The 24,335-nt window shown below is 67.6% G+C and carries 16 protein-coding genes and 3 tRNA genes; 3 read left to right on the top strand and 16 right to left on the bottom strand.

What is annotated here, in order from left to right:
* Together oadA and C1H66_RS06265 are read right to left on the bottom strand one after the other, a co-directional pair.
* A partial coding sequence (oadA, locus tag C1H66_RS06270) for a sodium-extruding oxaloacetate decarboxylase subunit alpha (protein ID WP_102627044.1) occupies nucleotides 1-1,380 on the bottom strand: 1,380 nt, incomplete at its 3' end.
* 53 nt (nucleotides 1,381-1,433) lie between these two features.
* The gene (locus C1H66_RS06265) at nucleotides 1,434-1,685 is read right to left on the bottom strand and encodes an OadG family protein (protein ID WP_102627043.1); all 252 of its coding nucleotides are present in this window, start codon (nucleotides 1,683-1,685) and stop codon (nucleotides 1,434-1,436) included.
* A 173-nt stretch (nucleotides 1,686-1,858) separates the two neighbouring features.
* Here C1H66_RS06265 and C1H66_RS06260 point away from each other — a divergent pair, with 173 nt between their 5' ends.
* Complete coding sequence (locus tag C1H66_RS06260) at nucleotides 1,859-2,842, top strand: tRNA dihydrouridine synthase (protein WP_102627042.1); 984 nt, start codon at nucleotides 1,859-1,861, stop codon at nucleotides 2,840-2,842.
* A 180-nt stretch (nucleotides 2,843-3,022) separates the two neighbouring features.
* Here the strand turns inward: C1H66_RS06260 and C1H66_RS06255 are convergent.
* From C1H66_RS06255 to C1H66_RS06215, 9 genes are all read right to left on the bottom strand, one after another.
* Nucleotides 3,023-3,099: transfer RNA gene (locus C1H66_RS06255), tRNA-Arg, on the bottom strand.
* 80 nt (nucleotides 3,100-3,179) lie between these two features.
* Nucleotides 3,180-3,256: transfer RNA gene (locus C1H66_RS06250), tRNA-Arg, on the bottom strand.
* A 63-nt stretch (nucleotides 3,257-3,319) separates the two neighbouring features.
* Nucleotides 3,320-3,412 (bottom strand) — tRNA-Ser (locus C1H66_RS06245).
* A gap of 98 nt (nucleotides 3,413-3,510) precedes the next feature.
* On the bottom strand, nucleotides 3,511-3,708 hold the full coding sequence (gene csrA / locus C1H66_RS06240; RefSeq protein WP_102627041.1) for a carbon storage regulator CsrA: 198 nt from the start codon (nucleotides 3,706-3,708) through the stop codon (nucleotides 3,511-3,513).
* Nucleotides 3,709-3,920: 212 nt separating this feature from the next.
* Nucleotides 3,921-5,171, bottom strand: a complete 1,251-nt coding sequence (locus C1H66_RS06235; RefSeq protein ID WP_102627040.1) for an aspartate kinase — start codon at nucleotides 5,169-5,171, stop codon at nucleotides 3,921-3,923.
* A 105-nt stretch (nucleotides 5,172-5,276) separates the two neighbouring features.
* Nucleotides 5,277-7,886: an alanine--tRNA ligase gene (gene alaS / locus C1H66_RS06230; protein WP_102627039.1), complete on the bottom strand. Its 2,610-nt coding sequence runs from the start codon at nucleotides 7,884-7,886 to the stop codon at nucleotides 5,277-5,279.
* 324 nt (nucleotides 7,887-8,210) lie between these two features.
* Nucleotides 8,211-8,696, bottom strand: a complete 486-nt coding sequence (locus C1H66_RS06225; protein WP_102627038.1) for a regulatory protein RecX — start codon at nucleotides 8,694-8,696, stop codon at nucleotides 8,211-8,213.
* A 3-nt stretch (nucleotides 8,697-8,699) separates the two neighbouring features.
* Nucleotides 8,700-9,761, bottom strand: coding sequence for a recombinase RecA (gene recA / locus C1H66_RS06220; protein ID WP_102627037.1), 1,062 nt, complete (start codon nucleotides 9,759-9,761; stop codon nucleotides 8,700-8,702).
* A 115-nt stretch (nucleotides 9,762-9,876) separates the two neighbouring features.
* Entirely contained in the window at nucleotides 9,877-10,389 is a 513-nt protein-coding gene (locus C1H66_RS06215; RefSeq protein ID WP_102627036.1) for a CinA family protein, read from the bottom strand.
* A gap of 127 nt (nucleotides 10,390-10,516) precedes the next feature.
* Between C1H66_RS06215 and mutS the strand changes: the two genes are divergently transcribed.
* Together mutS and fdxA are read left to right on the top strand one after the other, a co-directional pair.
* Complete coding sequence (mutS, locus tag C1H66_RS06210) at nucleotides 10,517-13,096, top strand: DNA mismatch repair protein MutS (RefSeq protein WP_102627035.1); 2,580 nt, start codon at nucleotides 10,517-10,519, stop codon at nucleotides 13,094-13,096.
* A gap of 163 nt (nucleotides 13,097-13,259) precedes the next feature.
* A complete protein-coding gene (gene fdxA, locus C1H66_RS06205; protein WP_102627034.1) occupies nucleotides 13,260-13,583 on the top strand; it encodes a ferredoxin FdxA in 324 nt (107 codons plus the stop codon).
* A 497-nt stretch (nucleotides 13,584-14,080) separates the two neighbouring features.
* Here fdxA and eno read toward each other — a convergent pair whose 3' ends face one another.
* From eno to gltB, 5 genes are all read right to left on the bottom strand, one after another.
* Nucleotides 14,081-15,373 (bottom strand): phosphopyruvate hydratase, encoded by a 1,293-nt coding sequence (eno, locus tag C1H66_RS06200; RefSeq protein ID WP_102627033.1) that lies wholly within the window; start codon nucleotides 15,371-15,373, stop codon nucleotides 14,081-14,083.
* A gap of 37 nt (nucleotides 15,374-15,410) precedes the next feature.
* Nucleotides 15,411-16,283, bottom strand: a complete 873-nt coding sequence (gene kdsA, locus C1H66_RS06195; RefSeq protein WP_102627048.1) for a 3-deoxy-8-phosphooctulonate synthase — start codon at nucleotides 16,281-16,283, stop codon at nucleotides 15,411-15,413.
* Between the two features lie 13 nt (nucleotides 16,284-16,296).
* Entirely contained in the window at nucleotides 16,297-17,952 is a 1,656-nt protein-coding gene (locus tag C1H66_RS06190; protein WP_102627032.1) for a CTP synthase, read from the bottom strand.
* A 247-nt stretch (nucleotides 17,953-18,199) separates the two neighbouring features.
* Nucleotides 18,200-19,618 carry an FAD-dependent oxidoreductase gene (locus tag C1H66_RS06185; RefSeq protein WP_102627031.1) on the bottom strand — a complete coding sequence of 473 codons (1,419 nt, stop codon included), beginning with the start codon at nucleotides 19,616-19,618 and terminating at the stop codon, nucleotides 18,200-18,202.
* Between the two features lie 24 nt (nucleotides 19,619-19,642).
* Entirely contained in the window at nucleotides 19,643-24,091 is a 4,449-nt protein-coding gene (gltB, locus tag C1H66_RS06180; protein WP_102627030.1) for a glutamate synthase large subunit, read from the bottom strand.
* Nucleotides 24,092-24,335 lie beyond the last annotated feature (244 nt).

Below are 24,335 nucleotides of genomic sequence, written 5' to 3'. Positions count from 1 at the left end.
GGGGTTGTCGCGGTGCTTGAGGAACTTCAGGCCGATCTGCGGGAACAGCGCATAGGTCAACACGTCGTCGATCGCACGCTCGCCCTCGGCCAGGCGGATGCCCTCGGCCTTGGCCTTCTCCTCGAGCTCGGCGGCGAGCCTGTCCATCTCCGGGGCGAGGTTGTCGGCCGGGCGGCAGGTGATCGGCTGATTGCCCTCCAGCACGCGGGCCTGCAGCTCCCGATTGAACGCCGACGGGGCGGCGCCATACTCGCCCTTGAGCAGTGCCTGGACCTCCTTGGAGATCGACTTGTAGCGCTCCCCCATCATCACGTTCATCACCGCCTGGGTGCCGACGATCTGCGAGGTCGGGGTGACCAGCGGGATGAAGCCCAGGTCTTCGCGCACCCGCGGGATCTCGGCAAGCACGTCGTCGAGCCTGTCGCCGGCGCCCTGCTCCTTGAGCTGGCCTTCCATGTTGGTGAGCATGCCACCCGGCACCTGGGCGATCAGGATGCGCGAGTCGATGCCCTTCAGCGAGCCCTCGAAGGCGGCGTACTTCTTGCGCACCTCGCGGAAGTAGGCGGCGATCTCCTCGAGCAGCTCGAGGTCGAGGCCGGTGTCGCGCTCGGTGCCCGCCAGGATCGCCACCACCGACTCGGTGGGGCTGTGACCGTAGGTCATCGACATCGACGAGATGGCGGTGTCGACGTTGTCGATGCCCGCCTCGGCGGCCTTGATCGCGGTGGCGGTGGACATGCCGGTGGTGGCATGACACTGCATATGGATGGGAATCGAGACCGCCTGCTTGAGGCGTGACACCAGTTCATAGGCGTCGTAGGGCTTGAGCAGGCCGGCCATGTCCTTGATCGCCAGGGAGTCGGCGCCCATGGCGGCGATGGTCTTGCCGAGCTCGACCCAGCCGTCCAGGGTGTGCACCGGGCTCACCGTGTAGGACAGCGTGCCCTGGGCATGGCCCTCGACCTTGCGCACCGCCTGGATGGCGCGCTCGAGGTTGCGCGGGTCGTTCATGGCGTCGAACACGCGGAACACGTCGACGCCGTTGGTGCGGGCCCGCTCGACGAAGCGGTCGACCACGTCGTCGGCGTAGTGGCGATAGCCGAGCAGGTTCTGGCCACGCAGCAGCATCTGCTGGGGGGTGTTGGGCATGACTTCCTTCAACGCCCGTATCCGCTCCCATGGGTCCTCGCCAAGGTAGCGGATACAGGCGTCGAAGGTGGCGCCGCCCCAGGACTCCAGGGACCAGAAGCCGACCTTGTCGAGCTTCTCGGCAATGGGCAGCATGTCGTCGAGCCGCATGCGCGTGGCGAACAGCGACTGGTGGGCGTCGCGTAGTACGACATCGGTGATGCCCAGCGGGCGAGCAGCATTGTCAGTCATGGGAGTGACCTTGTCGTTATGGGATGGAGGATGGAAACCGGGAAGGAGACGCCTCAGCGGCGATGGCGCTGGCGGTGACGGTGCAGGGCGGCGCCGATCACCGCCATCAGTTCGCCGTCCTCCTGGCGCGTAGCCGGGGGACGCGGGCCATCGGGGGCGGACGGGGCCGGCTCGGGGGCGAGGCGGCGGACGATCAGCGACATCAGGGTGGTGACGACCACCAGCACGGTAAGAAAAACAAAAACAAAGCCCATGCCGAGGCCCATCAAGGCAAGCCCTTCCTGTAGAAGCTCGGTGTCCTGCATGTGGCATTCTCCTGGATCTTGTCTCCAGCCGGCGCCGATCTCGCACGATCAGGGCGGCTTGCGTAATTTTTTCGATCGTATAACCTGCCACACTCCCGGCAGATTGCAATGGCGTTATGGTGGAAATCAGCGTTGTTAATTTACTACACAGCGGTCGCATCGGCCTAGCGCCCATGGAGGGCGTGATCGATGCCGTGACCCGCGACCTATTGACGCGCCGAGGCGGTTTCGACTGGGCGGTCACCGAGTTCGTGCGTGTCGTGGACGCGCGCCTGCCGCCTCGCGTCTTCCTCAAGCACTGCCCCGAGCTCACGAACTCCCGGGTGGCCACGCCCAGTGGCACGGCGGTGCACCTGCAGCTGCTGGGATCCGACCCACAGGCCCTGGCCGCCAATGCCCGCCAGGCACTCGCACTGGGCGCCGTGAGCCTGGACCTCAACTTCGGCTGCCCGGCGAAACTGGTCAACCGCCATGACGGCGGTGCCTCGCTGCTGCGCGACCCGCGCCGGGTGCAGGCCGCCGTGGCCGCCGTGCATGCCGCCGTGGGCGACGCCATCCCGGTGACGGCCAAGATTCGCCTGGGCTTCGCCGACCGGCGCAGGGCGCTCGAGTGCGCCCTGGCCGCCGAGGACGGCGGCGCGCGACAGCTAGTGGTCCACGGCCGCACCCGTGACGAGGGCTATCGGCCTCCCGCCCACTGGGAGTGGATCGGCCGCATTCGCCAGCGGCTGCGCATCCCGGTGGTGGCCAACGGCGACATCTGGACCCTCGAGGACTACTGGAAGGCCCGCACCCTCTCGGGCTGCCACGATGTCATGCTGGGTCGCGGCGCCCTGGCCGATCCCTGGCTCGCCCCGCGCATCCGCCACTGGCAAGCCACCGGCGAGCGGCTGCCGCCTACCGACTGGTCACGGCGAGGCGAGCTCCTGGCCGAGTATGCTGCATTGCAGCGTAACACACTTCCCGACCGGGTTGTCACCTCCCTGGTGAAGCAGTGGCTGAACCAGATGCGCACGCGAGACCCCGAAGCGGCGCGCCGCTTCCAGGCACTCAAGCGCCTCACCGATCTGGACACCCTGATGACGGGACTGCAGGTGGCGGATCCCGATGCCCCGCCCCCCCGGCGACGCGGCACGCGCAACCTCGAGCCGGCCTGACGCCGAAGCGCCGGGCGCAGACGGCAGCAGTATCGAAAAAAAGAGGCGCTCGTCACATCGTGACGGCGCCTCAAACGATCGCGGAACCGACGTGCGAGCTGCGACGCCGACTCGGCCAGCAGACAATGCGGGTCCGGAAAGTGGAAGACCCGCCCTCGCAGGCGAGGACGGGTCGAAATCTGGCGCGCCCGGGAGGATTCGAACCTCCGACCACCTGATTCGTAGTCAGGTACTCTATCCAGCTGAGCTACGGGCGCTGAATGCAGCGATGGGCTCACTGCGCGGAATGCGACACGAGGCGAGATGCCGTCGAAACCACATTTGCTCCGCTCGAAGATGGCGCGCCCGGGAGGATTCGAACCTCCGACCACCTGATTCGTAGTCAGGTACTCTATCCAGCTGAGCTACGGGCGCTCTATCTTCACACTGTGTCAAACCGTTCCTGACCGGCATCCGATGAATGCACCTTCAGGGACTTGGCGGAGAGGGAGGGATTCGAACCCTCGATGGGGCTATAAACCCCATACTCCCTTAGCAGGGGAGCGCCTTCAGCCACTCGGCCACCTCTCCCTCATCGACACGGCGCGTATGTTACCGTTTCTGAAGGCCATTGTCCAGCGACCTCCATGGTTTTTTCGGGCCGACGGCGGCCGTCGCTCCGCCACGTCTCAGCTTCCCTGATCGCCACCCTCCGCATCGGCCTTCTCACGCTGTATGCGCTGGTAGATCTCCTCACGATGCACAGCGACATCCTTGGGGGCGTTGACGCCGATTCGGACCTGGTTTCCCTTGACGCCCAGCACGGTGACGGTGATGTCGTCTCCGATCATCAGGGTTTCGCCGACACGGCGGGTCAGGATGAGCATGGCTGATCTCCTTCTCAGACTTGTTCTCGGACTTGCTGGCAACGGGATGTTCGCCGACAGGGCAGCGCCGCCTCATTATGTGGCATAGCGTCGTCCCTGACCAATGGCACCGACTCCATGACACCCGAGAGCCCCGTTGAAGGGAAGTACCGTTACCCTGGAGTCACGGACTTCCCTACAAGCGTAGAAGGTGTCGGCCGCACGCGACGCCCTTATTCGCTCTCGATGTCGCTCTTGTCGAGGCCGAAGGCCGTATGCAGCGCACGCACGCCGAGTTCCATATGCTTCTCGTCGATCACCACGGAGATCTTGATCTCGGAGGTGGAAACCATGCGGATATTGATGTTCTCGTCGGCCAGCACGCGGAACATCTTCGAGGCCACGCCGGCGTGGGAACGCATGCCGACGCCGACCAGCGAGAGCTTGGCGATGTTGTCGTCACCGCGCACCTCGCCGCCCCCCAGCTCGGGAATCACCTGCTCCTTGAGGATCTTCAGGGTCTGCTTGTAGTCGCCCTTGGCCACGGTGAAGGTGAAGTCGGTGTAGTCCCCGGCCGGCGCCACGTTCTGCACGATCATGTCGACTTCGATGTTGGCGTCGGCGATCGGCCCCAGGATGCGCGAGGCCACGCCCGGCACGTCGGGGGTGTTGAGCAGGGTCAGCTTGGCTTCATTGGCGGTGAAGGCGATACCGGAGATCAGTGGTTCTTCCATGGAGTCCTCGTCTTGGTCGGAGTCTGCAACGATCAGGGTGCCGGGGCCGTCCTCGAAGCTGGACAGCACTCGCAGCGCCACATTGTACTTGCCGGCAAATTCGACGGCGCGGATCTGCAACACCTTGGACCCCAGGCTCGCCAGCTCGAGCATCTCCTCGACGGTGATGGTATCCAGGCGCTGGGCCTTGGAGCAGACCCGGGGGTCGGTGGTGTAGACGCCGTCGACGTCGGTGTAGATCTGGCACTCGTCGGCCTTCAGCGCCGCGGCCAGGGCCACACCGGTGGTGTCGGAGCCACCGCGCCCCAGGGTGGTGATGTTGCCCTCTTCGTCGACCCCCTGGAAACCGGCGACCACGACCACCTTGCCGTCGTCCAGGTCCTCGCGCATCTCGTCGGTCTCGATACGCTGGATGCGCGCCTTGGTATGGGCGCTGTCGGTGAGGATGCCGACCTGGGAGCCGGTGTAGGAGGTGGCCGGCACGCCCAGCTTGTGCAGGGCCATGGCGAGCAGCGAGATGGTGACCTGCTCACCGGTGGAGACCAGCATGTCCATCTCGCGAGGCGTCGGCTCGTCGTTGATCTCGTTGGCCATGCCGATCAGGCGGTTGGTCTCGCCGCTCATGGCGGAGACCACGACCACCACCTGATGGCCGTTGTCGCGGAAGCCCTTGACCTTCTCGGCCACGGCCTTGATGCGCTCCACGGAGCCCACCGAAGTGCCGCCGAACTTCTGTACGTATAGTGCCATATGCCGTTTTCCCTCGTATGTCGAGCGGGTCGCGCCCGGATGAGTGAAAGGTGGAACAATGTGACCAGGGCCGGGGCATTGCTGCCACCGGCCCCGGGAGAACGGTTACTGGAGCCGCGACTCGACCCAGGCCGGTACGCTCGCGAGCGCCCCGGGCAGGGCCGCCACGTCGGTGCCACCGGCCTGGGCCATGTCGGGCCGGCCGCCGCCCTTGCCGCCGACCTGGGAGGCCACGTGGTTGACCAGCTCGCCGGCCTTGACGCGACCGGTGAGGTCCTCGGTGACCCCGGCGATCAGGCTCACCTTGCCGGCACGCTCGTCGGCCACGCCGAGCACCACGATGCCGGAGCCCAGCTTCTGCTTGAGCTGGTCGAGCATGCCCCGCAGCTCCTTGCCGGAGACCCCCTCGAGGCGGGTGGCCAGCACCTTGACGCCGTTGACCTCGCGCGCCTGGCCGAGCATGTCGCTGCCGGCGGCGCTGGCGAGCTTGGCCTTGAGCCGCTCGAGCTCCTTCTCCAGGCCGCGGTTGCGCTCGAGCAGCGACTCGACCCGCTCCTCCGCCTGCTCGGGCTTGGCCTTGAGCCGCTCGCCGATGCGGGTAAGGCGGGCCTCCTGCTCGCGGAACCAGGCCAGCGCGCCCTGGCCGGTGATCGCCTCGATGCGACGCACGCCCGAGGCGATGCCGGCCTCGCTGACGATATGGAAGCAGCCGATGTCGCCGCTGCGCGCCACGTGGGTACCGCCACACAGCTCGACGGAGAAGTCGTCGGCACCGATGGTCAGCACCCGCACGCTGTCGGCGTACTTGGCCTCGAACAGCGCCGCCGCGCCCTTGTCCTTGGCCTGATCGAGGGTCATCTGCTCGATCTTCGTCGGCGCGTTGGCCAGGACCTGCTCGTTGACCAGGCGCTCCACCTCGGCGAGCTGCTCCGGCGTCATCGCCTCGAAGTGGCTGAAGTCGAAGCGCAGGCGCTCCGGCGTCACCAGCGACCCCTTCTGCTGCACATGGTCGCCGAGCACCAGGCGCAGCGCCTGGTGCATCAGGTGGGTGGCCGAGTGGTTGCGCACCGTGGCCGCCCGCAGGCTGGCGTCGACCTGGGGGCGCACCTCGGCGCCTACGTTCAGGCTGCCCTCGAGCAGCACGCCGTGGTGCAGATGGTGGCCGGCCTGCTTCTGGGTGTCGGTGACCAGGAAGCGACCGCCGTCGAGGTGCAGGTAGCCGGTGTCGCCCACCTGGCCGCCCGACTCGCCATAGAAGGGGGTGCGGTCGAGTACCACCACGGCCTTCTGCTCGGGCTCCAGCCCGGCCAGCTCGTTGCCGGCACTGTCGACGATGGCGGTGACCGTGGCACGGTCCTCCAGGCGGTCGTAGCCGGTGAAGGCGGTCTCGCCCTCGAGCTCCAGGGCGGCGCCGTAGTCGGCGCCGAACTGGCTGGCGGCACGCGCTCGCTCGCGCTGGGCCTCGAGCTCGCGCTCGAAACCCGCCTCGTCGAGGGTCACGCCGCGCTCGCGGCAGACGTCGGCGGTGAGGTCGTAGGGGAAGCCGTAGGTGTCGTAGAGCTTGAATACCGTCTCGCCGGGCAGCACCTCGCCGGCGAGACCGCCCAGTGCTTCCTCGAGCAGGCTCATGCCGTGCTCCAGGGTGCGGGCGAACTGCTCCTCCTCCTTGAGCAGGATGCGCTCGATCTGGTGGCGTGCCCGGCGCAGCTCCGGGAAGGCCTCGCCCATCTCAGCGTCGAGCGCCCCCACCAGCTTGTGGAAGAAGCTGCCCTGGGCGCCGAGCTTGTGGCCGTGGCGGATGGCGCGGCGGATGATCCGGCGCAGCACGTAGCCGCGCCCCTCGTTGGAGGGCAGCACGTCGTCGGCGATCAGGAAGGCGCAGGAGCGGATATGGTCGGCGATCACCCGCAGCGACGGCGTGGTGGTATCGCCATGGCCGGTGGCCCGGGCCGCCGCCTCGAGCAGGTTCTGGAACAGGTCGATCTCGTAGTTGGAGTGCACGCCCTGCATCACCGCGGCGATGCGCTCCAGCCCCATGCCGGTGTCGATGGAGGGCTTGGGCAGCGGGTTCAGGGTGCCGGCCGCGTCGCGGTCGAACTGCATGAAGACCAGGTTCCAGATCTCGATGTAGCGGTCGCCGTCCTCCTCGGGGCTGCCGGGAGGCCCGCCCCACACCTCGGGGCCGTGGTCGAAGAAGATCTCCGAGCTCGGCCCGCACGGGCCGGTATCCCCCATCTGCCAGAAGTTGTCCTCGTCGAGCTTGGAGAAGCGCGCCGGGTCGATGCCCATCTCGTCCTTCCAGATGCGCTCGGCCTCGTCGTCGCTGATGTGCACCGTGACCCACAGCTTCTCCTTCGGCAGGCCCAGCGTCTCGGTGAGGAAGGTCCAGGCGAAGCGGATGGCGTCACGCTTGAAGTAGTCGCCGAAGCTGAAGTTGCCCAGCATCTCGAAGAAGGTGTGGTGCCGGGCCGTGTAGCCGACATTGTCGAGGTCGTTGTGCTTGCCGCCGGCGCGCACGCAGCGCTGGGACGAGGCCGCCCGCACATAGGGGCGCGGATCGCGGCCGAGGAAGACGTCCTTGAAGGGCACCATGCCGGCGTTGGTGAACAGCAGGGTCGGGTCGTTGCCCGGCACCAGGGAGCTGGACGGCACGACGGTGTGGCCGTGCTGCTCGAAGAAACTCAGAAAGGCCTGTCTGATGTCTGCGCTTTTCATGGGGTATCCGTGGCGATGGCATGGTGACCCGGCGGGCAGGCGGGAGTCCGGCGAGAGCCGGAAACGCCGCGCCGGCGCGCGCTGCTCGCGCCACCCGGGGCTTTCGCAAAGGGAGCCATTATACCGCAGTTGTCAAGCGACTGAAGGGGCGCCGCTGACTGCACCACTCGGGGCTGATTTCGGGGCTGATCCGGCGGCAGGCCTACGCGAAGGCGCTGTAAACCCGTCCCTGGGCGCTACTTTTGCCTTCCTTGGCAAAAGACCTCCTCTCCGACCTCCCCCCGGCGCCCCTCGCCAACTGCGACTGCCCAGCCGGGCGAGCGCCTAGTCGTCGCTCGTCCAGGCATGGGCCAGCGCATGGCGCAGCTGGTCGAAGTCGAAGCCGCGGCCGGCCAGGAAGCGCTCGCGGCGGGCCCGCTCGCGGGGCGTGTCACCGGGGCCGGGGAAGCGCCTGGACAGGGTGTCGCAGGCCAGGGCAAACCAGTCGGCCTCGCCCGCCTCCTCGGACGCGGCGAAGGCGGCGCGAATACCTTCGCGATCGAGGCCGCGCCGCTCGAGCTCGGCGCGGATCTTCAGCGGCCCCTGGCCGCGAGCGATCCGCGAGCGCAGGAAGCTCTCGGCGAAGCGGGCATCGGACTGCAGCCCCTGTTCGGCCAGGTCGTCGAGGCAGGCCTGGACTTCGCTCGCCTCATGGCCGCGGGCCGACAGCCGCTCGCCTAGCTCGGCGCGGGAGTACTCGCGCCGCGCCAGCAGGCGGATGGCATCGTCCCGGGGGGGCGCGGCGCGACCGGCGGCAGGCTGGCCACGCATCGCTTAGAGCAGGTCGTCCTCGCGCGCCTCGGCGTCGGCCACCGCCTCCTCGGCCTCCTCCTTCGGTGCCGGGGCCGCGAGCAGCTGGGCACGGATCTGGCTCTCGATCTCCTCCATGACGGCGGGGTTGTCCTCGAGGAACTGGGCGGCATTGGCCTTGCCCTGGCCGATCTTGTTGCCCTGGTAGCTGTACCAGGCACCCGCCTTGTCGACCAGGCTGCACTGCACGCCCAGGTCGATCACCTCGCCGGCGTGGTAGATGCCCTTGCCGTAGAGGATCTGGAACTCGGCCTGGCGGAACGGCGGCGCCACCTTGTTCTTGACCACCTTGACCCGGGTCTCGTTGCCGGTCACCTCGTCGCCCTGCTTCACCGAGCCGGTGCGGCGGATGTCGAGACGCACGCTGGCGTAGAACTTCAGCGCGTTGCCGCCGGTGGTGGTCTCGGGGCTGCCGAACATCACGCCGATCTTCATGCGGATCTGGTTGATGAACACCACCAGGCAGTTGGCGTTCTTGATGTGACCGGTGATCTTGCGCAGCGCCTGGGACATCAGGCGCGCCTGCAGGCCGACGTGGGAGTCGCCCATCTCGCCCTCGATCTCGGCCCGCGGGGTGAGCGCGGCCACCGAGTCGATGATGATCACGTCGACGCCGCCGGAGCGCACCAGCATGTCGCAGATCTCCAGGGCCTGCTCGCCGGTGTCGGGCTGGGAGACCAGCAGGTCGTCGAGGTTGACGCCGAGCTTCTCGGCATAGCTCGGGTCCAGGGCGTGCTCGGCATCGATGAAGGCGCAGGTCTTGCCCTGCTTCTGGGCCTCGGCGATCACCGACAGGGTCAGGGTGGTCTTGCCCGAGGACTCCGGCCCGAAGATCTCCACCACGCGGCCGAAGGGCAGGCCGCCGATGCCCAAGGCGATGTCGAGCCCGAGCGAGCCGGTGGACACCGACGGCATGACCACCCGCGGGGTATCGCCGAGGCGCATCACGGTGCCCTTGCCGAACTGGCGCTCGATCTGGGAAAGCGCGGCATTCAGCGCCTTGGAACGATTGTCGTCCTGAGCCATCACGGGTCTCCTGGCAATGGAATGAAACGAGAGGAATGGATTGGGTACTGTATGACTGCACAGTAGTATGGCGAAAAAAATCTCGCTCGGCCAGCCTCACCGACGAGGCCGCGCGTCAGTCGCGCTCCAGGTACCGGATCAGCCCGACCAGGGCCTCGCGCACCGCCTGTTCGCGCACCGCTCGGCGGTCGCCGGGAAAGTGGCGGCAGGCCGCCTGCTGGTGCTCGCCATCGCCCCAGGCCAGCCAGACCATGCCCACCGGCTTCTCCGGGCTGCCGCCACCGGGGCCGGCCACCCCGCTGATCGCCACGCCGAGGCCCGCGCCGCTGTCGCGACAGGCGCCGGCGACCATGGCCTCGACCACCTCGCGACTGACCGCCCCGCGCTCGGCCAGCACGGCCTCCGGCACGCCGAGCAGGCGGGTCTTGGCACCGTTGGCATAGGTCACGTAGCCGGTCTCGAACCAGTCGGAGCTGCCGGGTACCGCGGTGATCGCACTGGCCACCCCGCCACCGGTGCAGGACTCGGCGGCCGTCACCGTCACGCCGCGTTCGCGGCAGGCCCGCCCCAGCCGCTCGGCGAGCAGCGTCAGGTCGAGGTTGGCCAGGCTGGAGGCACTATGGGGCATCGCATCGCTCCTGAAGGCATTTGCGTCGACTTTTCCGTACAATACTGCCTTTGTTCGCGACATGCAGGCCCGTGTGCGCCACGCCGCCACGGCCCCACGGAACCCGACGGAGACTCACAGGAACCCCATGTCCCAGGCCAGCGCCCAGCATACCCCCATGATGGCCCAGTACCTGAAGATCAAGCGCGAGCACCCGGACGTGCTGCTCTTCTACCGCATGGGCGACTTCTACGAGCTGTTCTTCGACGACGCCAGGCGCGCCGCGTCCCTCCTCGACATCACCCTGACCCAGCGCGGCCAGTCCGCCGGCAAGCCGATTCCCATGGCCGGTGTCCCCTACCACAGCGCCGAAGGCTATCTGGCCCGCCTGGTGGCCGCCGGCGAGTCGGTGGCGATCTGCGAGCAGATCGGCGATCCGGCGACCAGCAAGGGGCCGGTGGAGCGCCGGGTGGTACGCGTCGTCACCCCGGGGACCCTCTACGACGAGGCGCTGCTCGACGCCCGCCGCGACAACCTGCTGGTCGCCCTGCATCCCCAGGGCGAGTGCTGGGGGCTGGCCTGGCTGGAGCTCTCCAGCGGCCGCTTCAGCGTGCTCGAGGTCGAGGGCGAGGGCGAGATGCTGGCCGAGCTCCAGCGCCTCGACCCGGCCGAGCTGCTGGTCGCCGAGGGGTTGGACCTGCCACCGAGCCTCGACGGCCGCCGCGGCCTGCGCCGCCAGAGCGACTGGCTGTTCGATCGGGAGAGCGCCCACCGCACCCTGTGCGATCAGTTCCAGGTCCAGGACCTGCGCGGCTTCGGCTGCGCCCACCTGGAGGCCGCCATCACCGCCGCCGGGGTGTTGATCGACTACGCCCGCGACACCCAGCGCTCCAGGCTGCCCCACGTCACCGCCATCGGGGTGGAGAGCCGCGACGACGCCGTGGTGATCGATGCCGCCAGCCGCCGCAACCTGGAGATCGACGTGAACCTCGGCGGCACCGCCGACAACACCCTGGCCAGCGTGCTCGACACCACCGCCACCGCCATGGGCTCGCGGCTGCTCAAGCGCTGGCTCAACCGCCCGCTGCGCGACCGGGAGCAGGTCGCGGCCCGGCAGTCGGCAGTGGCCCTGCTGCTCGACGTCGAGGGTTTCGTGCCCCTGCGCGAGGCGCTCAAGGCGATCGGCGACATGGAGCGCATCCTGGCGCGGGTGGCGCTCTACAGCGCCCGCCCGCGGGATCTCGCCCGGCTGCGCGACGCCCTCACGGCGCTGCCCGAGCTGGAGAGGGAGCTCGCCGGCTACAGCGAGGGCACGACTCTCGACGAACTGCGCCGGCACATTCGCCCCTACCCCGAACTGGGCGACACCCTGACCCGCGCCCTGGTCGACAACCCGCCGGTGGTGATCCGCGATGGCGGGGTGATCGCCGAGGGCTTCGACGCCGAGCTCGACGAGCATCGCGGGCTCGCCGAGCACGCCGGCGACTACCTGGTCCGGCTCGAGACCCGCGAGCGGGAGCGTACCGGCCTGCCCGGGCTCAAGGTCGGCTACAACCGGGTCCACGGCTACTACATCGAGATCCCCCGCGCCCAGGCCCGCGACGCCCCGGCGGACTACGTCCGCCGCCAGACCCTGAAGAACGCCGAGCGCTTCATCATCCCCGAGCTCAAGGAGTTCGAGGACAAGGCGCTGTCGGCCAAGTCCCGCGCCCTGGCCCGGGAAAAGCTGCTCTACGACGGCCTGCTCGACACCCTCAACGCCGACCTCGACGCCCTGCAGGCCACCGGCCGGGCACTGGCGGCGCTGGACGTGCTGTGCGCCTTCGCCGAGCGCGCCCAGGCGCTGGACTTCGCCCGACCCCGGCTCGCCGAGACGCCCGGCATCAGCATCCGCGGCGGCCGCCACCCGGTGGTGGAACAGGTCAGCGAGGCGCCCTTCGTGCCCAACGACCTGATCATGAATGATGCGCGGCGGATGCTCGTGATCACGGGCCCCAACATGGGCGGCAAGTCCACCTACATGCGCCAGGCGGCACTGATCACCCTGCTCGCCCATACCGGCAGCTTCGTGCCGGCGGACGCGGCGGAGATCGGCCCGGTCGACCGCATCTTCACCCGCATCGGCTCCTCCGACGACCTCGCCGGCGGGCGCTCCACCTTCATGGTGGAGATGACCGAGACCGCCAGCATCCTGCACAACGCCACCGACCACAGCCTGGTGCTGATGGACGAGATCGGTCGCGGCACCAGCACCTTCGACGGCCTGTCGCTGGCCTGGGCCAGCGCCGAGCACCTGACCCGCACCCGCGCCTTCACGCTGTTCGCCACTCACTACTTCGAGATGACGGCGCTGGCCGAGCAGGCCGGGAGCGTGGCCAACGTGCACCTGACGGCGGCGGAGCACAGGGACGGCATCGTCTTCATGCACCGCGTCGAGGAAGGCCCGGCCAGCCAGAGCTACGGCCTGCAGGTCGCCCAGCTCGCCGGCGTTCCGCCGGCGGTGATCGCCCGCGCCCGGGAGAAGCTCAGCCTGCTCGAGCAACAGGAGATCGACCAGGGCAGTCGCCAGCTCGCCTCCCCCGCAGGAGAGCCGGCCATTCCACAGCAGACCGATCTCTTCGCCAGCGCCCCCCATCCGCTGGTGGAGGCGCTCGGCGCCCTGGCCGTGGACGACCTGACCCCACGGCAGGCGCTGGAGCTGCTCTATCGCTGGAAGGAGACAGTATGAATGGCCGACAATGGGGTCGGGGGCGACTTGCGGGAAAGCCCGCGCCACGACTAGAATGGCCCGATCAAATCATCAGGATTATAAGAAATAATTTTCTTATAACCAATTTTGGATTCATCATTACCGGCCGCGGTCTGTCCCGGCCCGAGGGAGGGAGACTGGCATGACATTCGTCGTCACCGAGAACTGCATCAAGTGCAAGTACACCGACTGTGTCGAGGTCTGCCCGGTAGACTGCTTCTATGAAGGCCCCAACTTCCTGGTGATCCACCCCGACGAGTGCATCGACTGCGCCCTGTGCGAGCCGGAGTGTCCCGCCGAGGCGATCTTCTCGGAGGATGAGCTGCCCGAGGGACAGGAGCCGTTCATCGAGATCAACGCCGAGCTGGCCGAGGTGTGGCCGAACATCAGCGAGAAGAAGGACCCGCTGCCCGACGCCGAGGAGTGGGACGGCAAGCCGGGCAAGCTCGAGCAGCTCGAGCGCTGACCCCGGCCCCCGGAGCACGAAAACGCCGCCGCCGAATGTCTCACGACATTCGGCGGCGGCGTTTCTGCCTTGGGCGAAGAAGGAGAACACCAGGCAAAAAAGGCGGCCCGCAGGCCGCCCGCTCCCAGCCGTTCCTTGGGCGGCTCCCTCCGCCCGACTCCTGTGGCGCCGTCCCTGCCCGGAAGCGACTTCCTGTCGCACCAAGCGCACCACACTTGCATCCCGTTGCATCCTGCCGAGAGGACCTTGCCGTCCTCCCTTGTCCCGAGTCCATTGTGGCAGCCCTGCGCTGCAGCACAACCCTCCCCCTGCCGCGCTTTCGCGGTGGGGGGATCCGCCCTCCGGGCAGGGTGGAAAAACAAAACCATTAAAATCAATAACATAAAAAAGACCGACATCGGCGGATGTCGGTCTTCGCAGTGCATGACGAGCGAATCTCTTCGCCTTCTTGTAGGTGATTTCCTACAAGAAATCACGCAAAAGGCAACAGCGTTCGATTACTGCCCCTTGATGGCCGCACGGCCCGGGTAGCTCACCCGGTCGCCCAACTCCTGCTCGATCACCAGCAGGCGATTGTACTTGGCGACGCGATCGGAGCGGCTCAGCGAGCCGGTCTTGATCTGGCCGGCACAGGTTCCCACGGCCAGGTCGGCGATGGTGGTGTCCTCGGTTTCGCCGGAGCGATGCGAGATCACCGCGGTGAAGCCGGCATCCTGGGCCATGCGGATCGCCTCGAGGGTCTCGGAGAGCGAGCCGATCTGGTTGAACTTGATCAGGATGGAGTTGCCGATCTGCTCGTCGATGCCGCGCTTGAGGATCTTCGTATTGGTCACGAACAGGTCGTCGCCGACCAGTTGCACGCGATCGCCGAGCTTGTCGGTCAGCGCCTTCCAGCCGGCCCAGTCGGACTCGTCCATGCCGTCCTCGATGGAGACGATGGGGAACTGGTCGCACAACTCGGCCAGGTAGTCGACGAACCCGGCGGCATCGAAGACCTTGCCCTCGCCGGCGAGGTCGTACTTGCCGTCCCGGTAGAACTCGGAAGACGCGCAGTCGAGCGCCAGGGTCACGTCGCGGCCGAGCTCGTAGCCGGCATCGGACACCGCCTGCTTGATCACCGCCAGGGCCTCGGCGTTGGAGGCCAGGTTCGGGGCGAAACCGCCCTCGTCGCCCACCGAGGTGGCCAGCCCCTTGGCCGACAGCACCTTCTTCAGGGCGTGGAAGATCTCGGCGCCCATGCGCAGGCCTTCACGGAAGTTCGGCGCGCCGACCGGCTGGACCATGAACTCCTGGATGTCGACGTTGTTGTCGGCGTGCTCGCCACCATTGAGGATGTTCATCATCGGCAGCGGCATGCTGTACTGGCCCGGCTGGCCGTAGAGCTCGGCGATATGGGCGTAGAGCGGCATGCCCTTGGCGTTGGCCGCGGCCTTGGCGGCGGCCAGCGAGACGGCGAGGATGGCGTTGGCGCCAAGCGTGGCCTTGTTGTCGGTGCCGTCGAGCTCGAGCATGGCGTCGTCGAGGCCGTGCTGATCACGGGCGTCCATGCCCAGCAGACGCTCGCGGATGGGACCCTTGACCGCCTCGACGGCCTTGAGCACGCCCTTGCCGAGATAGCGCGCCTTGTCGCCGTCGCGCAGCTCGAGCGCCTCGCGGGAGCCGGTGGAGGCGCCGCTCGGCGCGCAGGCCACGCCCACCGCGCCACTTTCCAGGCGCACCTCGGCCTGCACCGTGGGGTTACCGCGGGAGTCGAGCACCTCGAGGGCGCGAATGTCGACGATCTTGGTCATATGTATTTTCCTTTTGTCGTGTCAGCGTGATGATGAATCAGGAGATCTCGAGCGGCGCGAACCCCTTCACCAGGTCATCGATGGCCTTGAGCTGGGTCAGGAAGGGCTCCAGCCTGTCCAGCGGCAGCGCACAGGGGCCGTCGCACTTGGCGTTGTCGGGGTCCGGGTGGGCCTCCAGGAAGAGCCCGGCCAGCCCCACGGCGACCCCGGCCCGGGCCAGCTCGGCGACCTGGGCGCGGCGGCCGTCGGCACTGTCGGCCCGTCCACCGGGGCGCTGCAGCGAGTGCGTCACGTCGAAGAAGAGCGGATAGCCGGTCTGCTTCATGTCGCCGAAGCCGAGCATGTCGACCACCAGGTTGTTGTAGCCGAAGCTCGAGCCCCGCTCGCAGAGGATCAGGCGGTCGTTGCCGGCCTCCTCGCACTTGCGAATGATGTGGCGCATCTCGTGGGGCGCCAGGAACTGCGGTTTCTTGATGTTGATCACCGCCCCGGTCTTCGCCATGGCCACCACCAGGTCGGTCTGGCGCGCCAGGAAGGCCGGCAGCTGAATGATGTCGGCGACCTCGGCCACTGGGGCCGCCTGCCAGGGCTCGTGGACATCGGTGATGATCGGCACCGCGAAGCGCGCCTTCACCTCGGCCAGGATCTCGAGTCCCTTCTCGAGGCCGGGGCCGCGGAAGGAGTGGATCGAGCTGCGGTTGGCCTTGTCGAAGCTGGCCTTGAACACATAGGGCATGCCGAGCCGCCCGGTGACCTCGACATAGGCCTCGGCGACCTCGAGGGCCAGCTCCCGGGACTCGAGCACGTTCATGCCGCCGAACAGCATCAGCGGCAATGAATTGCCGGCGGTGAGGCCGGCAACCGAGATATGACGCTCCGGGAGATGACGCTCGGGGGCGGACTCGGTCATGACAGACATGGCGTCACTCCTGGTGCGAGGGCTGGGCGCGGGTACGTGCCGCCTTGTGCTCCAGCGCCGCGTTGACGAAGCCGGTGAACAGCGGATGGCCGTCACGGGGCGTGGAGGTGAACTCCGGGTGGAACTGGCAGGCCACGAACCAGGGGTGATCCGGCAGCTCGACCATCTCCACCAGGGAATTGTCGACGCTCCTGCCGGCGACCACCAGACCCGCCTTCTCCAGCGCCTCGACGAACTGGTTGTTGACCTCGAAGCGGTGGCGGTGACGCTCGACGATCTCGTCGGCACCATAGGCCTCACGCGCCCGGGTACCGGCCGCGAGGTGGCAGACCTGGCCCCCCAGGCGCATGGTGCCGCCCAGGTCGGAGGCGGCGTCGCGCAGCTCGATCTTGCCCTCGGCGTTGATCCACTCGGTGATCAGGCCCACCACCGGATGCTGGGTGTCGTGGGTGAACTCGGTGGAGTTGGCGTCCTCCCAGCCGGCCACGTGGCGAGCGAACTCGATCACCGCCACCTGCATGCCGAGGCAGATGCCGAGGTAGGGAATGCCGCTCTCGCGGGCATAGCGGGCGGTGGCGATCTTGCCCTCCACCCCGCGCTCGCCGAAGCCGCCGGGGACCAGGATGGCGTCCTTGCCGGCCAGGCGCTCGGTGCCGTGGCGCTCGATGTCCTCGGAGTCGATGTAGTCGACGTTGACCTTGACCCGGGTCTGGATGCCGGCGTGGATCAGCGCCTCGTTGAGCGACTTGTAGGCATCGAGCAGCTCCATGTACTTGCCGACCATGGCGATGTTGATCGACTTCAGCGGGTTGAGCTTGGCGTCGAGGACGTGCACCCACTCGCTCAGATCGGCCTCATCGGCGGTGAGGCGCAGCTTGTCACAGACGATCTCGTCGAGGCCGTGCTCATGGAGCATCAGCGGGATGCGGTAGATGGTGTCGGCATCCTGCAGCGGAATGACCGCGCGCTCTTCCACGTTGGTGAACAGCGCGATCTTGCGGCGCTCGGCTTCCTCGAGCTCGACCTCGCTGCGGCAGATCAGGATGTCCGGCTGGATACCGATCGAGCGCAGCTCCTTGACGCTGTGCTGGGTCGGCTTGGTCTTGGTCTCGCCCGCCGTCTTGATGTAGGGCACCAGCGTCAGGTGCATGAAGATCGCCCGGCTCGCGCCCAGCTCGCTACGGATCTGGCGGATCGACTCCAGGAAGGGCAGCGACTCGATGTCGCCCACGGTGCCGCCGATCTCGACCAGCGCCACGTCGAAGCCCTCGCCGCCGGCATAGACCCGGCGCTTGATCTCGTCGGTGATGTGGGGGATCACCTGCACGGTACCGCCCAGGTAGTCGCCGCGGCGTTCGCGGCGCAGCACGTGCTCGTAGACACGCCCGGTGGTGAAGTTGTTGCCCTGGGTCATCTTCGTGCGGATGAAGCGCTCGTAGTGACCGAGGTCGAGGTCGGTCTCGGCGCCATCCTCGGTGACGAACACCTCGCCGTGCTGGAAGGGACTCATGGTGCCGGGATCGACGTTGATGTACGGATCCAGCTTGAGCATGGTGACCTTGAGGCCGCGCGCCTCGAGAATCGCCGCCAGCGAGGCCGACGCGATGCCCTTGCCGAGAGAGGACACAACGCCGCCGGTCACGAAGATATATCGTGTCATGGAGAACCTGTCGATACGTGATCATGAGGCGTGGCAGGAAGCCGCGCCAGGATGGGACGACAGACTAGCAGAATACGACCAATGGCTCAATTTTGCCCAGGCCACCACCCGCGGCTGTTCCGGCGACAGGTCTTCGCGGAGGCGCTGTGAACCCCTCCCTGGGCGCTACCTTTTCCATCCCTGGAAAAGGACCTCCGCTCCGACCCGTCCCCGGCGCCGCTCACCACTCGGCAGCGGGGCCGCATCGTCACACGCCCAGATAGTCGAGGATGCCCTCGCCGGCCTGACGGCCCTCGTAGATGGCGGTGACCACCAGGTCGGAGCCGCGCACCATGTCACCACCGGCGAAGATCTTCTCGTTGGTGGTCTGGAAGGCATAGGCGCCCTCTTCCGGCGCCTTGACCCGGCCGCGCTCGTCGAGCTCGATGCCCACGGTCGCGAACCAGGGCGCCGGGCTCGGCTGGAAGCCGAAGGCGATGACCACGGCATCGGCGGGGACGATCTCCTCGGAGCCCGGCACCACCTCGGGGCGCTGGCGGCCGTTCTCGTCGGGCTCGCCCAGGCGGGTGCGCACCACCTTGACCCCCTCGACCTTGCCTTCGCCCACCACCGCCACAGGCTGGCGGTTGAACAGGAACTCGACGCCCTCCTCGCGGGCGTTGGCCACCTCGCGCCGCGAGCCCGGCATGTTCTCCTCGTCGCGACGATAGGCGCAGGTCACGCTCGCCGCCCCCTGGCGGATCGAGGTGCGGTTGCAGTCCATGGCGGTATCGCCGCCGCCCAGCACCACCACCTTCTTGCCTTCCAGCGAGACGAAGTCGGCCGGATCCTTCTCGAAGCCCAGGCAGTGATTGACGTTGGCGATCAGGTAATCCAGCGCCTTGTGGACACCGGGCAGGTCCTCGCCGGGAAAGCCACCCTCCATGTACTTGTAGGTGCCCATGCCGAGGAACACCGCGTCGTACTCCTCGAGCAGGGTGTCGAAGGCGATGTCGCGGCCGATCTCGACGCCGAGGCAGAACTCCACGCCCATCTCCTCGAACACCGCCCGGCGACGCTCCATGACGTTCTTCTCGAGCTTGAACTCGGGAATGCCGAAGGTCAGCAGGCCCCCGATCTCCGGGTACTTGTCGAACACCACCGGCTTGACGCCGTTGCGCACCAGGATGTCGGCACAGCCGAGCCCCGCCGGGCCGGCCCCGATCACCGCCACCTTCCTGTCGGTCCAGGTCACCTTGGACATGTCGGGGCGCCAGCCCATGGCGAAGGCGGTATCGGTGATGTACTTCTCCACCGAGCCGATGGTCACCGCGCCGAAGCCGTCGTTGAGGGTGCAGTCCCCCTCGCACAGGCGGTCCTGGGGACAGACCCGACCGCACACCTCGGGTAGGGTATTGGTCTTGTGCGACAGCTCGGCGGCCTCGAGGATGTTGCCCTCGCTGACCAGCTGCAGCCAGTTGGGAATGTAGTTGTGGACCGGGCACTTCCACTCGCAGTAGGGGTTGCCGCAGTGCAGGCAGCGATGCGCCTGGCTGGCCGCCTCCTGGGGCTTGTAGGGCTCGTAGATCTCGGCGAACTCCCGCGAGCGGGTCCGCGCGTCCTTCTTCTTCGGGTCCTGGCGACCCACGTCGATGAACTGGAAATCGTTGCTCAGACGGTTTGCCATGGTCTCTGCTCCTCTCTGCCTGGCTTACTCGGGACGCCGACGGGATTCGGCGAGCAGGCCGTTGAGGCTCGCTGCCTTGGGCTTCACCAGCCAGAAGTGGCGAATGAAGTCGCTGAAGTCCTCGAGGATCGCCTTGCCCCGGGCCGAGCCGGTCTCGGCGACGAACTCCTCGATGACCTCCCGCAGGTGACGCCGGTAGGCCTCCATGGCCTCGGTGTTCACTCGGTGGATCTCCACCAGTTCATGGTTGTACTTGTCGACGAAGGTGCGGTCCTCGTCGAGCACGTAGGCGAAGCCGCCGGTCATGCCGGCACCGAAGTTGACCCCGGTCTCGCCAAGCACGCAGATCATGCCGCCGGTCATGTACTCGCAGCAGTGGTCGCCGGAGCCCTCGATCACCGCATGGACGCCGGAGTTGCGCACCCCGAAGCGCTCGCCGGCGGTGCCCGCGGCGAACAGCTTGCCGCCGGTGGCGCCATACAGGCAGGTGTTGCCGATGATCGCCGTCCGGTGGCTCTCGAACTGGCTGCCCGCCGGCGGCACGATCACCACCTTGCCGCCGTTCATGCCCTTGCCGACGTAGTCGTTGGCATCGCCCTCCAGGTAGAGGTGCAGGCCGCGGGCGTTCCACACGCCGAAGCTCTGGCCGGCCACGCCCTTGAAGCGCACGGTGATCGGTGCACCCTCGAGTCCCTCCTCGCCATAGCGCTTGGCGATGGCGCCGGAGGTCAGCGCCGCCACGGAGCGGTCGCAGTTGGTGATGGTGAAGTCGAACTCGCCGCCGGACTTCGCCTCGATGGCGTCCTTGAGCGCCTCGAGCACCTCCCGGTTCTTGGCGCCCGGATCGTGGGGCACGTTGCGGCTGACCTGGCAGAACTGCGGGGCGTCCTCGGGCACGAAGTCGTTGGCCAGCAACGGCGTCAGGTCGAGGTTGCGCTGCGACGGCGTGATCCCCTCGAGCACCTCGAGCAGGTCGGTGCGGCCGATCAGGTCGGTGAGCTGACGCACCCCCAGCATGGCCATCAGCTCGCGCACCTCCTCGGCGATGAAGCGGAAGTAGTGCTTGACCATGTCGACGGTGCCGCGGAAGTGCTCGTCGCGCAGAAAGTCGTGCTGGGTGGCCACACCGGTGGCGCAGTTGTTGAGGTGACAGATGCGCAGGTACTTGCAGCCCAGCGCCACCATCGGCGCGGTGCCGAAGCCGAAGCTCTCGGCGCCGAGGATCGCCGCCTTGACCACGTCGAGGCCGGTCTTCAGGCCGCCGTCGGTCTGCAGGCGGATCTTGTCGCGCAGGCCGTTGATGCGCAGCGCCTGGTGCACCTCGGGCAGGCCCAGCTCCCAGGGCGAGCCGGCGTGCTTGATCGAGGTCAGCGGGCTCGCCGCGGTGCCGCCGTCGTAGCCGGAGACGGTGATCAGGTCGGCGTAGGCCTTGGCCACCCCGGTGGCGATGGTGCCGATGCCGGGCTCGGAGACCAGCTTCACCGAGACCTGGGCGTCGGGGTTGACCTGCTTGAGGTCGAAGATCAGCTGCGCCAGGTCCTCGATGGAGTAGATGTCGTGGTGCGGCGGCGGCGAGATCAGGGTCACGCCGGGTACCGAGTAGCGCAGCCGGGCGATCAGGTCATTGACCTTGCCGCCGGGCAGCTGGCCGCCCTCGCCGGGCTTGGCGCCCTGGGCCACCTTGATCTGCAGCACCTCGGCGTTGACCAGGTAGGCCGGGGTGACGCCGAAGCGCCCCGAGGCGATCTGCTTGATCTTGGAGGAGCGAACGGTGCCGTAGCGGGCCGGGTCCTCGCCGCCCTCGCCGGAGTTCGAGCGGCCGCCGGCCTCGTTCATGGCCTGGGCCAGGGCCTCGTGGGCCTCCGGCGACAGCGCGCCCAGCGACATGCCGGCACTGTCGAAGCGCGGGATCAGGTCCTCGATGGCCTCGACCTCGTCGAGCGGCACCGGCTCGGCGGCGGGCTTGAGCCGGAGCAGGTCACGGATGGTGGCCGGCGCCCGCTCGTTGACCAGCGCCGCGAATTTCTTCCACTTGCCGTAGTCGCCTTCCTGCACCGCCTCCTGCAGCGCCTTGATCACGTCCGGGTTGTAGGCGTGGTACTCGTGGCCGTGCACGTACTTGACCAGGCCGCCCTGGGAGATGCCCTTGCGGGGGCTCCAGGCGTCGCGGGCGAGCCACTCCTGCTGCAGCTGCAGCTCGCTGAAGCCGGTGCCCTCGATGCGCGACGCCATGCCGGTGAAGCACAGCTCCATCACCTCGGAGGCGAGGCCCACCGCCTCGAACAGCTGGGAACCGCGGTAGGAGGCGAGCGTCGAGATGCCCATCTTGGAGAGAATCTTGAACAGCCCCTTCTGTAGCCCCTTGCGATAATTCTCGCGGGCGTCGGCGGGGTTGCCGACCAGTTCGCCGGTGCGGTGCATGTCGGCCATCACCTGGTAGGCGAGCCACGGGAAGACCGCGGTGGCGCCCACCCCGAACAGTACCGCCATCTGGTGGGCATCGCGGGCATAACCGGTCTCGACCACGATGTTGGCCCGCGGGCGCAGCGCCAGGCGACCCAGATGGTGATGCACGGCGCCGACGGCCAGGGCGGCGTGGATCGGCAGCTGACCCTGCGCGAGGTTGGCATCCGACAGCACCAGGACCACCTTGCCGTCGCGTACCGCGGCCTCGGCCTGGCGACAGAGCTCGGTGATCGCCCCCTTGAGGCCGGTCTGCTCGGGGTCATAGCCGAGCGACAGGACATGACTGGCGAAGATCGGGTCGTCCTGGTCGACCAGCGCGGAGAACTTGCGCGGCGAGAGGATCGGCGTCGTCAGGATGATGCGGTGGGCGTGCTCGGGGGTCGCCTTGAAGACGTTGAGCTCGGGCCCGATGCAGGTCTCCAGCGACATCACGATCGCTTCGCGCAACGGGTCGATGGCCGGGTTGGTGACCTGGGCAAACTTCTGGCGGAAATAGTCGGTAAGCAGGCGCTGCTTGCCGGAGAGCACCGCCATGGGGGTGTCGTCCCCCATGGAGCCGACCGCCTCCTGGCCGCTCTCGGCCAGCGGACGCAGCAGCTGGTCGCGCTCCTCGAAGCTGACCTGGAACATCTTCTGCTGCACGCCGAGTTCGTCGCGGTCCATGTTCTGGAAGCTGGCGAGCTCGGTGAGCGCCGACTCCAGGTAGTTGGCTTCCTGCTTCAGCCAGCGCTTGTAGGGGTAGGCCGACTTGAGGCGCTCGTCGATGTCGGCGGTGTGCAGCACCTCGCCGGTCTCGGTGTCCACGGCGAGTATCTGGCCCGGGCCGACGCGGCCCTTGGCGACCACATCCTCGGGCCGGTAGCCGTAGGTCCCGATCTCGGAGGCCAGGGTGATGTAGCCGTTGCGGGTGATCACCCAGCGGGCCGGACGCAGGCCGTTGCGATCGAGCATGCACACCGCCTGGCGGCCGTCGGTCATCACCACGCCGGCCGGGCCGTCCCAGGGCTCCATGTGCATGGAGTTGTACTCGTAGAAGGCGCGCAGGTCGCCGTCCATGAGTTCGACGTTCTGCCAGGCCGGGGGCACCATCATGCGCACGGCACGGTGCAGCTCCATGCCGCCGGTCAGCAGCACCTCGAGCATGTTGTCCATGCTCGAGGAGTCGGACCCGGTGGTATTGACGATCTCGTCGAGTTCGGCGATGTCGGGCAGCCGCTCGTTGACGAAGTTCTCCTTGCGGGAGTTCGCCCAGCCGCGGTTGGCCTCGATGGTGTTGATCTCGCCGTTGTGGGCCAGCAGGCGGAACGGCTGGGCCAGCGGCCAGCGCGGGGCGGTGTTGGTGGAGAAGCGCTGGTGGAAGACGCAGATGGCGGTCTCCAGGCGCTCGTCGCCCAGGTCGCGGTAGAAGGCCGGCAGGTCGACCGGCATCACCAGGCCCTTGTAGGAGACCACTTCCGGCGACAGCGAGCAGACATAGAAGTCCTCGTCGTCGCGCAGCTTTTCCTCGGCGCGACGCCGGGCCATGTAGAGATCCACGTCGAAGTTGCCGGCATCTTCGCCACCCGGCGCGACGAACAGTTGGCGGATGCGCGGCAGGCAGTCCAGCGCCATGGGACCGCAGACGCTCGGATCCACCGGCACCTCGCGCCAGCCCAGCACCTTCAGGCCGCGGGCCTCGAGTTCGGCTTCCAGGGTCTCGCGCCCACGGGCCTCGCGGGCATCGTCGTCGGGCAGGAAGACCGCGCCTACCGCATAGCGCTCGCCCAGCGTGACGCCCAGCGCCTCCTCGGCGACCTGCCGCATGAAGGCATCGGGCATCTTCAGCAGCAGGCCGCAGCCGTCGCCGGTCTTGCCGTCGGCGGCGATGCCGCCGCGGTGGGTCATGCAGGTCAGCGACTCGATGGCGGTCTTGAGCAGATCGTGGCTGGCCTGTCCTTCCATATGGGCGATCAGGCCGAACCCGCAGTTGTCACGGAACTCGCCGGGCTGGTGAAGACCTCTATTCATGGGCGCGCCTCGGATAATGATGTTTCTTTTACAGTCGACACATGGTATATTTACCGGTTTTTCTTCTTTTTGGTGTCACCACCGAGTGCATCGACTGCGCGGCAAAAAGGCTAGCAAGCATAGCGAGCCCGGCCGCCTTCACGCAATCATCCCGCCCCTCTCGCGCCTCGAAAAACGACGGCAAATCCAGCACTTGCGCCCTTCCTGCCGCAAAAAAACCCAACAAGTCAACGACTTGCAAAAC

Source organism: Halomonas heilongjiangensis (assembly GCF_002879645.1).
In the GTDB taxonomy this organism is placed as follows: domain Bacteria; phylum Pseudomonadota; class Gammaproteobacteria; order Pseudomonadales; family Halomonadaceae; genus Halomonas; species Halomonas heilongjiangensis.
The sequence above is the reverse complement of the archived record's forward strand: the minus strand, read 5'-3'. Positions and strand labels throughout refer to the sequence as shown.